This window comes from Stenotrophomonas sp. TWI700, assembly GCF_039673645.1.
Lineage (GTDB): Bacteria > Pseudomonadota > Gammaproteobacteria > Xanthomonadales > Xanthomonadaceae > Stenotrophomonas > Stenotrophomonas maltophilia_AA.
On sequence record NZ_JBDJMB010000011.1, the window covers coordinates 23,134 to 39,891 of the forward strand.

General features: G+C 67.8%; 13 protein-coding genes. 4 read left to right on the forward strand and 9 right to left on the reverse strand.

The window, feature by feature from the left end; genetic code table 11:
• Positions 1-126 precede the first annotated feature (126 nt).
• The 3 genes from ABE473_RS10190 to gap form a co-directional block, all read right to left on the reverse strand.
• Complete coding sequence (locus tag ABE473_RS10190; RefSeq protein ID WP_346489385.1) at positions 127-1,500, reverse strand: DUF3999 domain-containing protein; 1,374 nt, start codon at positions 1,498-1,500, stop codon at positions 127-129.
• Positions 1,497-4,181 (reverse strand): DUF2339 domain-containing protein, encoded by a 2,685-nt coding sequence (locus tag ABE473_RS10195; protein WP_346489386.1) that lies wholly within the window; start codon positions 4,179-4,181, stop codon positions 1,497-1,499. The genes ABE473_RS10190 and ABE473_RS10195 overlap by 4 nt, the downstream gene beginning before the upstream one ends.
• Before the next feature lie 180 nt (positions 4,182-4,361).
• Positions 4,362-5,363: a type I glyceraldehyde-3-phosphate dehydrogenase gene (gene gap / locus ABE473_RS10200; RefSeq protein ID WP_121039371.1), complete on the reverse strand. Its 1,002-nt coding sequence runs from the start codon at positions 5,361-5,363 to the stop codon at positions 4,362-4,364.
• 200 nt (positions 5,364-5,563) lie between these two features.
• Between gap and ABE473_RS10205 the strand changes: the two genes are divergently transcribed.
• Positions 5,564-6,193 carry an OmpW family outer membrane protein gene (locus ABE473_RS10205; RefSeq protein WP_346489387.1) on the forward strand — a complete coding sequence of 210 codons (630 nt, stop codon included), beginning with the start codon at positions 5,564-5,566 and terminating at the stop codon, positions 6,191-6,193.
• Positions 6,194-6,271: 78 nt separating this feature from the next.
• Here the strand turns inward: ABE473_RS10205 and ABE473_RS10210 are convergent, their stop codons facing one another.
• A complete protein-coding gene (locus ABE473_RS10210) occupies positions 6,272-6,970 on the reverse strand; it encodes an aspartate/glutamate racemase family protein (protein ID WP_346489388.1) in 699 nt (232 codons plus the stop codon).
• 121 nt (positions 6,971-7,091) lie between these two features.
• On the opposite strand from ABE473_RS10210, the gene ABE473_RS10215 reads away from it, so the two are divergent.
• On the forward strand, positions 7,092-7,907 hold the full coding sequence (locus ABE473_RS10215) for a S1/P1 nuclease (RefSeq protein ID WP_346489389.1): 816 nt from the start codon (positions 7,092-7,094) through the stop codon (positions 7,905-7,907).
• A gap of 10 nt (positions 7,908-7,917) precedes the next feature.
• Positions 7,918-8,724, forward strand: coding sequence for an MBL fold metallo-hydrolase (locus ABE473_RS10220; protein WP_346489390.1), 807 nt, complete (start codon positions 7,918-7,920; stop codon positions 8,722-8,724).
• 52 nt (positions 8,725-8,776) lie between these two features.
• On the opposite strand, the gene ABE473_RS10225 is transcribed toward ABE473_RS10220, so the two are convergent.
• The 3 genes from ABE473_RS10225 to ABE473_RS10235 are packed head-to-tail and all read right to left on the reverse strand — an operon-like array spanning position 8,777 to position 10,921.
• Complete coding sequence (locus ABE473_RS10225) at positions 8,777-9,352, reverse strand: hypothetical protein (protein ID WP_176988349.1); 576 nt, start codon at positions 9,350-9,352, stop codon at positions 8,777-8,779.
• Positions 9,352-10,563 carry a TonB family protein gene (locus ABE473_RS10230; RefSeq protein ID WP_346489391.1) on the reverse strand — a complete coding sequence of 404 codons (1,212 nt, stop codon included), beginning with the start codon at positions 10,561-10,563 and terminating at the stop codon, positions 9,352-9,354. Before ABE473_RS10230 ends, ABE473_RS10225 begins: the two co-directional genes overlap by 1 nt.
• Positions 10,556-10,921, reverse strand: coding sequence for a BlaI/MecI/CopY family transcriptional regulator (locus ABE473_RS10235; protein ID WP_346489392.1), 366 nt, complete (start codon positions 10,919-10,921; stop codon positions 10,556-10,558). The genes ABE473_RS10230 and ABE473_RS10235 overlap by 8 nt, the downstream gene beginning before the upstream one ends.
• 214 nt (positions 10,922-11,135) lie before the next feature.
• Here ABE473_RS10235 and ABE473_RS10240 point away from each other — a divergent pair, with 214 nt between their 5' ends.
• Positions 11,136-13,088 carry an acetyl-CoA hydrolase/transferase C-terminal domain-containing protein gene (locus ABE473_RS10240; protein WP_346489393.1) on the forward strand — a complete coding sequence of 651 codons (1,953 nt, stop codon included), beginning with the start codon at positions 11,136-11,138 and terminating at the stop codon, positions 13,086-13,088.
• Positions 13,089-13,192: 104 nt separating this feature from the next.
• Here ABE473_RS10240 and tkt read toward each other — a convergent pair whose 3' ends face one another.
• Both tkt and ABE473_RS10250 read right to left on the reverse strand, forming a co-directional pair.
• On the reverse strand, positions 13,193-15,202 hold the full coding sequence (tkt, locus tag ABE473_RS10245; protein ID WP_346489394.1) for a transketolase: 2,010 nt from the start codon (positions 15,200-15,202) through the stop codon (positions 13,193-13,195).
• Between the two features lie 151 nt (positions 15,203-15,353).
• Positions 15,354-16,709 carry a dicarboxylate/amino acid:cation symporter gene (locus tag ABE473_RS10250; RefSeq protein WP_346489395.1) on the reverse strand — a complete coding sequence of 452 codons (1,356 nt, stop codon included), beginning with the start codon at positions 16,707-16,709 and terminating at the stop codon, positions 15,354-15,356.
• Positions 16,710-16,758 lie beyond the last annotated feature (49 nt).

Genomic DNA, 16,758 nt, shown 5'->3' on the forward strand with positions numbered 1-16,758 from the left:
CCGCACGGCGCAGACCGTCATTGTCCCGGCTGGCGCGGTGCATCGCAAATTCATGACAGGAACGGAGGTAGGCGGCGACCGTTGGTCGTCGCGCTTCTTAACGGGGACGGAGGTAGTTAAGCGCGCTTAACTACCTCCGTCCCTATTTGGTTGGCGCAGCAGGCTGACTGCGAAGCCGCCGACGATCAGCACGCCGATCACCAGCAGCGCCCACAGCAGCCATTGTTTCCAGTCGCGCTGCGGCGCTACCGCGGCATCGCCAGCGAGTACCTGCGGTTCGCCCTGCATGCTCGCCTGCGCGGGCTGCCACTGCGCGCCGTGCTGTTCGCGCAGCTGCGCGATCACCGTGGCAACCGGGGCATCCTGGCGCTCCGCGCGTACGCTGCCGGCGGCTACCGTGTAGGGCGGCTCGCCCTGGCTGAGGAACACCAGCGCTTCGGGCTGGTAACCGAGCTTCAGCGTCGGGGCCGGCATCGACTGCGGCTGGCCGGCCACCAGCTTCCAGTAGCGGTCGCGCGTGCTGCGCGCCAGCGGCTGGGTCTGCGATTGGCGGCGGTCGGCGGCGTCCTGCAGCTGATAGGCCACCCACGGGCCGGCCCGCACCTGCCACGGCTGGTCGGCATCGTCGCGGCTCAGCAGCGTCCACTGCACCACGCTGTTGTCGGCCGTCGCGATATCGGCCTGCGCGATCGGGAAGCGCCCATCAAGCTGATACTCGAACTCGCCGGGCTTGCCGGCGGTGCCGGTCAGCGACTGCCAGCGCCAGGCGATCGCCTGCGCGGTCGGCGCCAGCTCGGCCTGCACCGTGGACAGCGCCGGCAAGGCATCGGCACCGATCGGCAGGATGCGGAAATACCGGGCCTGGCGCGCGATCTCGATGCGGCGCTGCTGCAGGCGGCGGCCTTCGTGCTGCAGGTCGACCAGTGGCACGTCATCGGCAATGCGCAACCAGTCGCGCAGGTCGTTGCTCATCTCCACGCGCACGCGCGCCTGCAGGGGCGCCTGCGTCTGCCAGTCGAGGCGCAGCGCCTGCACGCCGGTCTCCAGCGCGCTGGCGTCGATCAGCCAGCCTGCGGGTTGTCCGGCCGCCCCGCCCCGCCCCAGCCGCGCCTCGACCCGGCGCACGCTGCCGTCGGTATTGCGCTCGGTGAGCAGCTGCAGGTCGTCGCCAGAGGTGCCGGCCATCGGCGGCAGCGGGAACCAGGACAGCGTCTGCCACTGCGGTGCCTGCGCCAACGGCTGGTCGGCGGCCAACAACGCCGACGGCAGTGCCTGGCCCTGCGCGTTGAACACCTGCACATCGGCCAGACGTGGCGACACCGCGGTGCGGTACACGCCCTCGTCGAGGGTCAACCGGTACGCACCCGCCTGCGGCTGCGCGAGCTGCAGCGGCCATTGCTGGCGATAGGCTTGGCGGCCATCGGCGCCCTGGGCCTGGGCCTGGGCCAGCGCCGGAAGCGCCAGCGCGGCAAGGAGGATCAGCGGGCGAAAGGTCTTCAAGACTGCGGCTCCACGGCGGGGTCCGGCGCGCGCGGCGGCGCCGGTGCCAGGTAGCCCACGACCGTGCACAGCAGGCCGTAGGCGATGAAAGAAGAAATCCCGAGCAGGTTGCCCAGATGCTGGCGATCGATCAGTACCAGCTTGGCCAGCACCACGCCCATCAGCACCGCACCCACGAGCCACAGGACGCGTTGCCCGCGGCGCGAGCCCCACACCCAGCTGATCACGCCGAGCACGCTCCACACCACGGTCAGGCTGGTCTGGGCGAGGGTCGAGGACCACAGGCGCTCGTTCCACGGCACCCCGCCCCAGTGATGCACGGCATGCAGGGTGATGCTGGTCAGCGCGACGAAACCGGCAATCGCCAGCACCGGGATACGGATCGCACGCAGGCCCTCCGGCGCCTGCCCGGACCACAGCCAGCGCGCGGCGAGCACCAGCACTGCCAGCTGCACCAGTTCCACCGGGTTGAGCAGCGGCAACCACGGCAGCGGCGCAGCGCCGGCCGGCACCAGCAGCAGGCCCGCCCAGCTCACGCCGAGCACGGCGAACAGCGTGCATTGCAACGCGCCGCGCATGCGATCGAAGCGTTCGCCCAGCGGCACCGTCAGCCACGGCCAGCGCAGCAGCGCCACTGCAGTAACCAGCAGCCACGGCAGCAGCATCAACGCCGGGCCCCAGCCCTGTGCCAGCGCGAAGCGGTCGGCCAGCCACAGGCAGGCCAGCGACACCACGGACGGCCACAGCAGCCACCACAGGAACTGCGCCGCCAGCGACGTGCGGTCATCACCCGCACGCAGGCACCACAGGCTGCGCACACCCAGCAGCGCGAACACCGCCCAGGCCAGTGCGCCATAGCCGGCGAACGGTTGATCGTGCACATCGGCCTGCCACAGCGCCAACGGGAACGCGGCCAGCACCATCGCCAGCGTGGTCAGCACCAGCGCGCGCGCCGGCCAGCGGCGATGCATCTCGGCGGCCAGCCAACCGGTCACCGCTCCGGCGATCAGCAGCGCATCGGGTTCGTTGCGGTGGGTGACGAAGCGCAGGATCTCGTGGCTGACGCTGCCCAGCCACCACAGCAGGCCCCAGAGGTAGTAGACGATGGCCGGCGCATCCTGCTGCGCACGGCGATAGCTGAAGGCCGCGGCGAAGCCGGCCAACGCCAGCAGCAGGCCGCTCATGAAGGTGGGGTTGGCGATCGCCGTGGCATCGAGATGCCAGTAATCCGCGCCGACCACGAAGCCGAACGCGGCGCCCAGGGTCAGCAGCGCACCGGCGATCTGCGGCAGCCAGCGCTGCTGGCGCAGGCCCAGCCAGGCCAGCGCCGCCCCTTCCAGCGCGAACACGCTGGCGGTGGCGCGTGCGGACAGCGCCAGCGGTACCGCCAACGTGGCGAAGCCCACCGCGAGTACCGCATGCGACTGGCCCAGCGCAGCATAGCGCTCGCGCTTGATCAGCACCCACGCCAGACCCGCATACAACGCAGCCAGTGCCAGCGAGCACAACGCCAGCAGCAGGCGGTCGTCATGCAGCAGGCCAGCCTGCAGCGAGAACGCGATCAGCGGCGTGCCGAACACCAGGCTGCCATCGATCAGGTCGCGCTTCTCCGCGCTCTGCCGACGCGCATAAAGGATCGGAATCAGCAGGTAGAAGGCGAAGAACAGCAGCAGGAACGGCTCAGTGCTGGCGAACTTGTCCGCGCTGTACTGGAGCACGCCCCAGGCGGTGCCGATGCCGAAGGTGAAGGCGAAACCGAGCAGGTTCAGCGCGCGCCACGGACGCCACCAGGCAATCGCCAGGATCGCCGCATTGAGCACGGCGTAATACGAGAACAGCGCGACATGGTTGCCGCTGCCGGTGGACAGCCAGATCGGCGCCATGAAGCCGGCCAGGATGCCGAGCACGGCCAGCGTGCGCGAGTTCTGCACCACCGCCAGCACGCCCATGCCGGCAATCAGCAGCACGCTGAGCGCGAAAGCCGGCACGGCGGGAATTAGGTCGTAGCGCTTGAACGCGGCGAAGATGGTCAGCAGCAGGACGCCGATCGCCCCGCCCTGCAGCGCCAGCGCGAACAGGCGCCGGGTATCGCGCTGCACCCAGCCGAACACCAGCCCGGCCAGCGCCGCCACCGCGATGGCGGCCAGGCGCAGCTCGATCGGGGCGTTCAACCAGCCCTGGTCGCTGGCGTACTTGAGCAGCGCGGCCACACCGGCCAGCAATACCAGCATGCCGATCTTGACCGGCACGTTGCCCTCGGTGAACCACTGCTTGATGGTGCCGACGATGCGTTCGCCGATGCCTGGGCCCTGCGGTTCAACCGGCAGCACCGGCGGTGCGGGCCTGGGTGGCATCGACGCCGAGGACGGCAGCGGTGGCGGCATGGCGGCCGCCGCTGCGGGTGCCGCCGCGGTATCCGCGGTCTCGACGGGCGTTTCGATCCCGGGCTGCATGGCGACGTCCAGCGGCGCGGCCACGGTGTCGACGGATTCGATATCCGTCCAGCGCAGCGGCCGTTCGGGTTCGGCTGGCGCCTGCGCGGCGTCCCAGGCAGACCCGGCCGCGCGGTGTTCCAGCGCGGCCACACGGCGGCGCAGGCCCGCGATCATCACCAGGGCCACGATCAGCAGCAGCGGGATCGCCAGCAGTACCAGCACCAGCAGGACAATCAGAGCTTCCATTCCAGGCCATCCTCAAGAGGGTTGCCACGGCTGCACCGGGCAGGCGCAGTGCCGGCGGCACGCGGGCCATGCTAATGGATCGGCGGTACGCGCGGGATCACGGGCGTGAATGGTCCGCCTGAAACGACAGACCCCGGCACGGGGCCGGGGTCTGTGGAATGACGCAGGGGCAGCGCTGGCTTACGCCGCGACGACCTTGACCATTTCCAGGCACTTGTTGGAGTAGCCCCATTCGTTGTCGTACCAGGACACCAGCTTGACGAAGGTGCTGTCCAACGCGATGCCGGCGTCGGCGTCGAATACCGAGGTGTGGGTTTCGCCACGGAAGTCGGTCGCCACGACCTTGTCTTCGGTGTAGCCCAGGATGCCCTTCAGCGCGCCTTCGCTCTGTGCCTTCACTTCAGCGCAGATCTCGGCGTAGGTGGCTTCCTTCTCCAGCTCGACGGTCAGATCGACCACCGACACGTCCGAGGTCGGCACGCGGAAGCTCATGCCGGTCAGCTTCTTGTTCAATTCCGGGATCACCACGCCGACGGCCTTGGCCGCACCGGTCGAGGACGGAATGATGTTTTCCAGGATGCCACGGCCACCGCGCCAGTCCTTGTTGGACGGGCCATCGACGGTCTTCTGGGTCGCGGTCGCCGCGTGCACGGTGGTCATCAGGCCTCGCTTGATGCCCCACTTGTCGTTGATGACCTTGGCCAGCGGGGCCAGGCAGTTGGTGGTGCACGAGGCGTTCGAGACGATCGCCTGGCCGGCGTAGGTCTTGTCGTTCACGCCGAACACGAACATCGGGGTGTCGTCCTTCGACGGCGCCGACAGGATCACCTTCTTGGCGCCCGCGTCGATGTGCTTCTGCGCGGTTTCCTTGGTCAGGAACAGGCCGGTGGATTCGATGACGACGTCCACGCCGACTTCGTCCCACTTCAGGTTGGCCGGATCGCGTTCCTGGGTCAGGCGGATCTTCTTGCCGTTGACCAGCAGGTCGTTGCCGGAGACTTCCACGTCGGCCTTGAAGCGGCCATGCACGGAGTCGTACTTCAGCATGTACGCCAGGTAGTCCGGCTCCAGCAGATCGTTGATGGCGACGATTTCGATGTCATTGCCGAAGTTCAGCACGGCCGAACGCAGCACGTTGCGCCCGATGCGACCGAAACCGTTGATGCCAACCTTGATTGCCATGTTCACAAGCTCCTGCAGCCGCGACGGTGCGGCGCCGATGGAAAGGGGTGTTCATTCTAGCAGGGCCGGAACCGGCCCGGCCCGGGGAAGACGAATGGGAACCGGTTACAACGGTAAATACCCGGATTGATCCGGATCAAGGCGCACTGCGGCGCGGGCGGGAAAACTGGCGCCATTCCAACCCGCCACGAGACCGTCTCATGCGCAAGACCTCCCCCCTCCTGCTCTCCAGCCTGGCCGCCGCCCTGGCGCTGGCCGCCGCCCCCGCCATGGCCCAGTCCAAGGGCGACTGGACGATCGGTGCCGGCGTGCACCAGGTCGCCCCGAAGTCCAACAACGGCTCGCTGGCCGGCGGCACGCTGAAGGTCGACGTCGACAACGACATCAAGCCGACCATCACCGGTGAGTACTTCATCGCCGACAACCTGGGCATCGAGCTCCTGGCCGCGTTGCCGTTCAAGCACGACATCAACATCGCCGGCCTCGGCAACGTGGGCAGCACCAAGCACCTGCCGCCGGTGGTGTCGCTGCAGTACCACTTCAACAGCAAGGGCAAGGTGTCCCCGTTCCTGGGCGCCGGCATCAACTACACCACCTTCTTCAGCGAGAAGACCGGCGGCGCGCTGGCCGGCAGCACGCTGAAGATGGAAGACTCCTGGGGCCTGGCCGCCCATGCCGGCGTGGACTTCGCGATCAACGACAAGGGCTCGTTGCGCGTGGACGTGCGCTGGATGGACATCGACAGCAAGGTCAAGCTCGACGGCGAAAAGATCGGCACCGTCAACATCGACCCGCTCGCCTACGGCGTGTCGTACGTGTTCAAGTTCTGATCGGCGGATCAGAACCCAACAAGGCAACACCCTCGCAGCAAGACAGTTTCCCCGGCTTCGGCCGGGGGTTTTTTTGGCTCATTCGGCCAACAGGTGCCGTGCTGCGGACCGCGCATGCAGCGTCGTCGTATCGAACACCGGCACCGTCGCATCCTGCGCGCCGACCAGCAGCATGATCTCCGTGCAGCCCAGGATGATGCCCTGCGCGCCACGCTCCACCAGCCGCTGCATCACCGCGCGGAACGCCTCGCGCGACGCCGGCAGCACCTGCCCCTGCACCAGCTCGTCATAGATGATCCGGTGCACCGCCGCGCGATCATCGGCCTCGGGAACCAGCACCTCCAGGCCATGCGCCTGGGTGAGCCGCCCCTTGTAGAAATCGTGCTCCATGGTGAACGCGGTGCCCAGCAAGCCGATCCGCTGCAGCCCGGCGGACTTGATCGCCTCGGCGGTCGGGTCGGCGATGTGCAGCAGGGGAATCGCGATCGCCGCCTGCACCGCGTCGGCCATGCGATGCATCGTGTTGGTGCAGATCACGATGGCCGTCGCACCCGCGCCCTGCAGGCGCTGGGCGGCATCGATCATGCGCTGCGTGGCGGTGTCCCAGTCGCCGGCACGCTGCAGTGCCTCGATCTCGGCGAAATCGAACGACCACAACAGGATCCGGCCCGAATGCAGGCCGCCCAGCGTGTCGCGCACCTGCTCGTTGATCAGCCGGTAATAGTGGGCCGAGCTTTCCCAGCTCATGCCGCCGATCAGGCCAACGATGTGGGCCATGGGTACCTCCGGTGTCCGCCCGATGCCAGGCACCCGACGAGCCTAGCCCAAGCTGACCGGCGCTGCAGCCGGCCAGATCCTGGCAAGCCGGCACGGCGGCCGGCCCGCTAGAATGCCGCGGATGAAAATGCCTTCCCTGCTTCCGGCCACCGCCCTCGCGCTGGCCCTCACCCTTGTCTCCACCGATGCCCTGGCCTGGGGCGCGCAAGGCCACCGGCTGGTGGCGCGGATCGCCGAAACCCGGCTGACCCCGCAGGCCCAGGCCGAGATCGACCGCCTGCTCGCCGCCGAACCGGACCCGACCCTGCACGCCATCGCCCCGTGGGCCGATCAGCTGCGGGCCAAGGACCCGGGGCTGGGCAAGCGCTCGGCCGGCTGGCACTACGTCAACATCGGCGAAGACGATTGCCACTATGAGGTGCAGAAGCACTGCAGGAACGGCAACTGCGTGGTCGAGGCGCTGAAGGCGCAGACCGCGATCCTCGGCGACCGCGGCAGGTCCGACGCCGAGCGCGCGCAGGCGCTGAAGTTCGTGGTGCATTTCGCCGGCGACATCCACCAGCCGATGCATGCCGGCTACGGCCACGACAAGGGCGGCAACGATTTCCAGGTGCAGTTCAACAACCGCGGTACCAACCTGCACTCGCTGTGGGACAGCGGCATGCTGAACGAGCAGCAGCTGGATGACGACCAGTACCTCAAGCGCCTGCTCGCCCTGCCCAAGCCCACGCTCGGCAAGCGTTCGAACATCGATGTCGATGCCGTGCAGTGGGCCGAAGCCAGCTGCCGGATCGCCATTGCACCTGGCGTTTACCCGGACAAGCGTACGCTGGCTCCGAGCTATGCGGCGACCTATCGCCCGGTCGCCGAGCGCGAGCTGCGCCTGGCCGGTGAACGCCTGGCGGTGCTGCTCAACGACACCCTGGGCAAGCGCTGAGGTCAGTACCATGTCATTGCACGTCGCCAGTTTCTTCCACCCGGACAGCCACACCTTCAGCTACGTGGTGCATGACCCGGCGACGTTGCAGGCGGCGGTGATCGACCCCGTGCTGGACTACGACCCGGACACCGATGCACTTGGCGCTGGGCCGCTGCAGCCGTTGCTTGCGCATGTACGCGGGCACGGCCTGCAGGTGCACTGGCTGCTGGACACCCATGCCCACGCCGACCATGTCAGTGCCGGGCGCTGGCTGAAATCCCAGTGGCCGGACGCGACGCTGGCGATGGGCCAGGGCATCGTGCAGGTCCAGCGCACCTTCGCACCGCGTTACGCGCTCGATGTTCCGACCGACGGCTCGCAGTTCGATCATCTGTTCGCCGATGGCGAGCGCTTCACGCTCGGAGGAATCGAGGCCGAGGTGATCGCGGTGCCGGGACACACGAGTGACAGCGTCGCGTATCGGATCGGCGACGCGCTGTTCACCGGCGACTCGTTGTTCATGCCGGACGGCGGCACCGCCCGCTGCGACTTCCCGGGCGGTGACGCGGCGCAGCTGTACCGCTCGATCCAGCGATTACTGGCATTGCCGGACGCGACGCGGGTGTTCATCTGCCACGACTACGGCCCGGGCGGCCGCGAAGTCGCCAACCAGACCACCATCGGCGCGCAGCGCACGCACAACATCCACCTGCATGGCGGCATCAGCGAGGCCGAGTTCGTTGCCACCCGCCAGGCGCGTGATGCCACCCTGCCCGAGCCGAAACTGATGGAGCCCTCGGTGAAGGCGAACATACAGGGCGGCCCGCCGAGGTAGTGCCGGCCGCTGGCGGGCTCCCCTGCAACGTGCGACCCGTCCGTCGTTTTCCTCAGCGCCCCTGCCGGCGCACCACGTGCTGCCCTTTCACGATCTCGAACGTGAAGCCATACAGCAGACTCACCGGCACCGGTTCAATGCGCTCGGCGCCCTCGCAGTTACCCCGATCCGTCGGCACGCGCTGCGGAGGGAAATGACAGACGGCCGCAGGAACAAAGCGCCACATCGCCACCGCCTCCTGGGCAGCCTGCATGAGGGGCGCGTTCTCAGGCGCATTGCCGGCGGCACAGTCGCTGCGATCGCTCACTGGCAGACTGCGTTCGACCTTGCCTTCCGCATCGATCACCAGCTGCAGGCACACCGTCGTCGGTGCCAGCGCGCGGCGCGGATCGCGATCACCGACAACCGGATCAGGTCCTGCATTGAGTTGCGGCATCCGGTAGCCCTCGGTCGGCCCCAGCTGATATGTCTCCACCTTCCCGCTCCCCTGAGCGCCGACGTCCGGATCCAGACGCTGGTGGCCCACGTTCTCGGCGCGGGTGTCAACCGTGGTGATCTGGTCGTGGCCGGCACAGCCTGCCAGGAGGGCCACCGACAGCACGGTCGCTGCCGCGCGCGTCACGCGCATCACGGCGCGGACTCCTCGTCATCCATCGCGAAGGTGACCGGAATCTTCAGCGCCGAGGCCACCGCCTTGCCGTTTCTGATCGCCGGTTCGAAGGTCCACTGCTTCGCGGCAGCGACCGTCGCGTCATCGAACACGCCCGCCGGAGTTGCGTCGAGGACGCGGACGTCGGTCGCCTTGCCGTCCGCATCGACGTCCACCCGGACGACGACCTTGCCGACGATACGCTGCTCGACGGCGATCTTCGGGTAGGACGGTGGCGGCATTCTGTGGGCAATGGCCGTGCGATCGGCCACCACGGCGCCCCCACCGATCCCGCTCGCGGCCGCGACCGCACTGCCCTGGCCAGCCCAGGCCACGGTCCCCATCCCAACGCACAGCCCGATCACCATCATCTGCCCCGTCAACCACGGCACCGTCCTGCGCTTGTGTTCCTTCAACATCGCAATACGCTCCTTCAACATCGGTTGGCTGCGCCAGTGGCAGGCCATCGGTGCAACCGGGTGGACCAACTGCGCCTTGAGCAGCGCGTTGGCATAGAGCCGGCGCAGGGCCGGATGCGGGTCGACCGTGCGGGCATCGCAGGCCAATTCCTGGTCACGCAGGAACCGGCGCGCGGCCCACGGCAGCAACGGGTGGAACCAGAACACGCAGCGCAGCAGGGCCAGCGCGGCGTTTGCCCAGGGATCGCCATGACGGCGATGGCTGTGTTCATGACGCAGGATCAGGTCCTGCTCGGCCGGGCTGAAATGCTGCTCGAAGTCGGGGCCGACCACGATCCGCGGGCGCCACAGGCCGACCAGCGCCGGCAGGCCCGGGTCGCCACTGGCCTGCCAACTGCCATCCATGCGCGGCTGGAGCTCGCCCAGTGCATGCTCGAAGCGGCGCTGCGCGCGCCAGCTGAAGCAGGCCACCGCTACCGCACCCAGCAACCACACCGTCAACAGCAGCAGCGGCCACTGCGAGGCGTCGGTGGGCACGGCCGGCGCGCGCAGGGCCGAGACCATGACCATGACCGGGTCCGTTTCAGTCATCGGCAGCCGCGGCAGTGGCAGGTACGGCGCGACCAGCATCAACGGCAGCAACCACCAGCTGCGGTACGCCAGCGCTGCGCCCCCCAGGCGCAGCAGCAGCGGCCTGGCCGCGGCCAGCACCAGCGTCGCCACCGACAGCCACACGCTGGCCTGCAGCAGTCCATCAAGCAGGTCAGTCATGGTCCAGCTCCCGGATCAGCTGCTTCAGCTCGGCGATGTCCTGCGCGCTGAGCTCCCCGCGCTGGCTGAAATGCGCCACCAGCGGCGCGACGCGGCCGGCGAAGACCCGGTCCAGGAAGCCCTCGCTCTGCTCGGCCACCCAGGCCTGGCGCTGCAGCACCGGCGAGTACAGATAGCGACGCCCGTCGCGGCTGGCGCTGATCGCGCCCTTGGTCAGCAGCCGGTTGAGCAGGGTCTTGATGGTGGGCTCGGCCCAGTCGCGGCTGGCCAGCGCGGTCACCACCTCGTCAGCGCCCAGCGGATGGTTGCGCCACAGCACCTCCATCACCACGGCTTCGGCCTCACTGATCTGGCTCATCATTTACATCCGTAATCGACAACTCGATTACGCCCGTAATCAACCCGGGTGTCAACCCTTCGACAGCCGGTTCATGCAGCCGCTGCCAGCATCGGCGCATGCCCCACGGAGCCCTTGATGAGACGCTACCGAACATTCGATGAAGTCTCGCGTCGCCGTCTGTTCAAACCGGAAATGCTGTAATGACCCGCATGATTTCGCAGGATAGCGCCGCATGACCGAACACCTGACCGACCTGGACGCCGCCGTCGACTGGCTGCTGCAGCGGGTCGATGGCCCCCTGCGCATAGGCGCGCCGCTCGCCTTGGGCAAGCCGCACCGGCTGCTCAACGCGCTGTATGCCCGTGTTGAAAACGATGCCTCGCGGCCGCTGCAGTTGTATACCGCACTGTCGCTGAATCCGCCGGGCGGCGGTGCGGGGCTGGAAGCACGCTTCATGAAGCCGTTCGCCGAGCGTCACTTCGGGGAGGATTTCCCGCGGCTGGCCTACGCCGATGCGATGGTGCGCGACCAGCTGCCGGCGCATGTGCAGGTGGAAGAGTTCTACATGCAGTCGGGCGCGCTGCTCGGCTCATCGCAGGCACAGCGCAGCTACACCAGCCTGAACTACACGCACGCCGCCGATGCGGTAGCACAGCGCGCGCCGCACGCGATCGTGCAGAAAGTGGCGATGCGCGCGAATGATCGGCGCCTGTCGCTGTCATGCAACAACGACATCACCCAGGACACGCTGGATGCGATGGTTGCGCGCGGGTTGCCCCGCCCGTTGATGATCGCCGAGATCGATCCGCAACTGCCCTACCTGGCGGGCTCGGCCACGGTCGACGTGTCGTTCTTCGATCTGGTGATCACGCCACCGGGGCCGTACCCGGCGCTGTTCGGCCTGCCGCGCCAACCGGTCAGCGATGCCGACTACGCGATCGGCCTGTACGCCAGCACGCTGGTGCGCGATGGCGGCACGCTGCAGATCGGCATCGGTACGCTGGCCGATGCGCTCAGCCATGCACTGGTACTGCGGCATACCGACAACGCCCGCTACCGGCAGATCCTGCAGGCGCTGGATCCCGGCCTGGCCAGCCACCCGACCGTGCTGGAATGCGGTGGCCTGGAGCCGTTCGAGATCGGCCTGTACGGCTGCAGCGAAATGCTCAACGAGGGCTTCCGCCGGCTGGTCCAGACCGGTGTGATCCGGCGCAAGGTGCACGACGATCTGGCGCTGCTGCAGCGGATCGAGAACGGCACCGCGTGGACCACCGATTACGCCACGCTCGAGGCCGAGGGCGAGTACCTGCACGGCGCGTTCTACCTGGGCTCGCCGGAGTTCTACCAGTGGCTGCGCGACCTGCCCGATGACGAGCGCAGCGCGATCGGCATGCGCCGGATCAGCGAAATCAACCAGCTCTACGGCGGCGATGAAACGTTGGAGCGGATGCAGCGCCGCGATGCGCGTTTCTTCAACTCCTGCATGATGGCCACCGCGCTTGGCGCCGCCGTCTCCGATGCGCTCGAAGACGGCCGCGTGGTCTCCGGCGTGGGCGGCCAGTACAACTTCGTGGCGATGGCGCATGCCCTGCCCGGCGCGCGCAGTGCGCTGATCTTCCGCGCCACCCGCGAGGACAAGGGCACGCTGCAGTCCAACGTGCGCTGGAACTACGGACACACCACGATCCCCCGGCACCTGCGCGATCTCTACATCAACGAGTACGGCATCGCCGACCTGCGCAACATGACCGACGAGGACTGCGTGATCGCGATGGCCGCGATCACCGATGCGCAGTTCCAGGCCGCGTTGCTGGACAAGGCGAAAGCCTCGAAGAAGCTGGCAACCGGTTTCACTCCGTCCGCCGATGGACAGCGCAACACGGCCGCGGCGGTCAGTGCGTCGCTGGCGCCGTTCCGCCAGTCCGGGCTGCTGCCGGACTATCCGCTGGGCAGCGACTTCACCGAGGTCGAGCAGCACCTGGTCAAGGCGCTGGGCTGGCTGAAGCAGAACACGCAGACGCCGATGGCGAAGCTGCGCACGGTGCTGGCCGCGGTGGCCCAACCTGCCGGCGATGGCGATCAGGCCTATCTGCAGCGGATGGGACTGGAAGCGCCGAAGACGTTCGGCGAACGCATCGAGGCGCGGTTGGTGCGGTTGGGATTGGCGCGCACGGCGGCAGTGTGATGTAGATCCACGCCATGCGTGGATCCACCCCTCAACAAACGAAAAGGCCGGGGATATCCCCGGCCTTTCGTGTTGCAGCGGCCGGGCTGAGCCCGGCGCCGCGATCAGTTCGCCAGCTGCGCCTTGGCCGCGGCCACGACGTGCTCGGCGGTGATGCCGAAGTGCTTGTACAGCGCCTCCGCCGGTGCCGAGGCACCGAAGGTGTCGATACCCACCACCGCACCGTCCAGGCCCACGTACTGGCGCCAGAAACCGGTGACGCCGGCTTCCACGGCCACGCGGTTGCGCACGGCGTTGGGCAGCACGGACTCGCGGTACGCCGCATCCTGGCGCTCGAACACGTCGGTCGACGGCATCGACACCACGCGGGTCTTGATGCCGGCGGCATCCAGTTCCGCCTTGGCGGTCACGGCCAGGCCCACTTCCGAACCGGTGCCGATCAGGATCACGTCCGGCACGCCGCCTTCGGCGTCGGCCAGCACGTAGCCACCGCGCGCGATCTGGGCGACCTGCTCGGTGCTGCGCGGCTGGTGCGGCAGGTTCTGGCGGCTGAACACCAGGCAGCTCGGACCGTCCTTGCGGGTGAGCGCCGACTTCCAGCTGACCGCCGATTCGACCGCATCGCACGGACGCCACACATCGTTGTTCGGGATGTAGCGCAGCGAGGCCAGGTGCTCCACCGGCTGGTGGGTCGGGCCGTCTTCACCGAGGCCGATCGAATCGTGGGTGTACACGTGGATCGCGTGGGCCGGGATCAGCGCGCTCATGCGCACGCCGTTGCGGGCGTAATCGCTGAACACCAGGAAGGTGGCATCGAACGGAATGAAGCCGCCATGCAGGGCCAGGCCATTGGCGATCGCGGTCATGCCGAACTCGCGCACGCCGTAATAGACGTAATTGGCGTTCGGGTCATCGGTGGCGACCGACTTGCTGGCCTTCCACAAGGTCAGGTTGGAGTGCGCCAGATCGGCCGAACCACCCACCAGTTCCGGCAGCAGCGTCGCGAACGCTTCGATCGCCAGCTGCGAGGCCTTGCGCGAGGCGATGGTCTGGCCGTCGGCCTGGACCTGGGCGATGTAGGCATCGGCCTTGGCGACGAAGTCGGCCGGCAGCTCGCCATGCGAACGACGGATCAGCTCATCGGCTTCGGCCGGATACTGCGCGGCGTACTTGTCGAACTGCTGCTCCCACTCGGCCTGGCGCAGGGTGCCGGTACCGCCGGCACGCCAGCCAGCGTAGATCTCTTCCGGAATCTCGAACGGGCCGTACGGCCAGCCCAGCTGCTTGCGGGTGGCTTCCAGCTCATCCTTGCCCAGCGGGGCGCCGTGGCTGGATTCCTTGCCGGACTTGTTCGGCGAACCGAAGCCGATCGTGGTGCGGCAGCAGATCAGGGTCGGCTTGTCGAACTGCGACAGCGCGCTGTCGATGGCGGACTTGATGCTCTCCGGATCGTGGCCATCGACGCCGCGCACCACGTTCCAGCCATAGGCCTCGAAACGCTCGGGGGTGTTGTCGGTGAACCAGCCATCGGTGTTGCCGTCGATGGAAATGTGGTTGTCGTCCCAGAAGCAGACCAGCTTGGACAGGCCCCAGGTGCCGGCCAGCGAGGCGGCTTCATGCGAGATGCCTTCCATCAGGCAGCCATCGCCCAGGAACACCCAGGTGCGGTGGTCGACGATCTCGTGTTCCGGGCGGTTGTAGCGCTGTGCCAGCAGCTTCTCGGCCAGGGCGAAGCCCACGGCGTTGGCCAGACCCTGACCCAGCGGACCGGTGGTCGTCTCCACGCCGGGGGTTTCATGGTGTTCCGGATGGCCGGCGGTCTTGCTGCCCAGCTGGCGGAACTGCTTGAGCTGCTCGATCGGCAGGTCGTAGCCGCTCAGGTGCAGCAGCGCGTACTGCAGCATCGAGCCGTGGCCGTTGGACAGCACGAAGCGGTCGCGGTTGAACCACTTGGGATTCTTCGGGTTGTGACGGAGGTAGTCGTTCCAGAGCACTTCGGCGATGTCGGCCATGCCCATCGGCATGCCGGGATGACCGGACTTGGCGGTTTCGACCGCATCAGCGGCGAGGAAGCGGATGGCATTGGCCAACTGGCGGCGGGTAGGCTGCGTCATGGTTCTGTCGGAGTCGGGAGGCTCCCGCGGAGCTGCGGGCAGCCCATTGTCCCACAGGTGATCGGCGGGGTCAGGCCGGAGACAGGCCAGGCCCTTAACGACAACGCCCCGCACAAGGCGGGGCGTCGGGAAACCGCAGACCTGCGCAGCCTTAGTCGCGCGGGGCGGGTGCGGGTGCGGGTGCGGGTGCTGGGGCCACCGCGGCCACGACCGGGCCTTCGTCCACCTCGCCCTTGGCCACCAGGGTGGTCAGGGCCAGATCGCCGGTCACGTTCAGCGCGGTGCGGCACATGTCCAGGAAGTGGTTGACGCCCAGGATCAGGCCGATGCCCAGCGGGTTCACGCCGACCATGGCGCAGATCATCGCCACCACCGGCAGCGAGCCGGAGGGCACGCCGGCGGTGCCGATGCCGCCCAGGATGCAGACCGCCATCACCATGATCTGCTGGCCGATGCTCAGGTCCACCCCGAAGAACTGCGCCAGGAAGATCACGGTCACGCCCTCGAACAGCGCGGTGCCGTTCTGGTTGGCGGTGGCACCCACGGTCAGCACGAAGCGCGACACCTTCTGCGGCAGGCCCATCTGGTCGGCCACGCGCAGCGCGGTCGGCAGGGTGGCGTTGCTGGAGGCGGTCGAGAAGGCCATCACGGTGGCCTCCTGGGTGTCACGGAAGAACACCAGCGGCGAACGACCGGACAGCCATACGGCCACGCCGTAGGTCACTACCATGTGCAGCCCGAGCGCCAGCACCACCACGCCCACGTAGGCGCCCAGGCGGATGATCAGCTCGAAGCCGAACAGGGCCGCCAGGTTGAACATGAAGCAGGCCACCGCGTACGGGGCGAGCCGGATGACCAGGTTGATCAGGGTCATCGAGATTTCGAAGATGCCCTCGATGGCGCGACGCAGCGGGGCGACCTTCGCCTCATCGGTCAGCACCATGCCGACGCCGAACATCAGCGCGAAGAACATCAGCGAGAGGATCGCGCCATTGCTGGACGCCGCCTCGACCACGTTGCTCGGCACGATCGACAGCAGCATGTCCATGCCCTTCGGCACGCCATGGATGCCGGCGACGATTTCCTTGCTGCGCTCGGCATTCTCGGTGAGCATCTGCGCGGCCACGACCGGGTCCACGCCCACGCCCGGCTTGAGCACGTTGACCAGCACCAGGCCGATGCCCACGGCGATGCCGGAGAGCAGGATCGTGTACGCCAGCGTCTTCCAGCCGATGCGGCCGAGGGCGCGGATGTCGCCCATCTCCGACACGCCCATGATCAGCGCCGAGAAGATCAGCGGCACGATCAGCATGAAGATCAGATTGAGGAACAGGCCCGAGGCCGGGGTGGTGATGTAATCCATCACCCACTTGGCACCGGTATGCAGGCCGTCGACGCTGCCACCGAGGGCATGGACGGTCAGCCCGAGGACCAGGCCGATGATGAAGCCGATGCCCATTTTCCAGTGCAAAGGCAGTTTCTGCCGGGTCGTTGCGGCCTCAGTCATGGAGCGGCGTTCCTCGAAAAAATGAAATCAGCTTAGCAAAGCCGGCCGC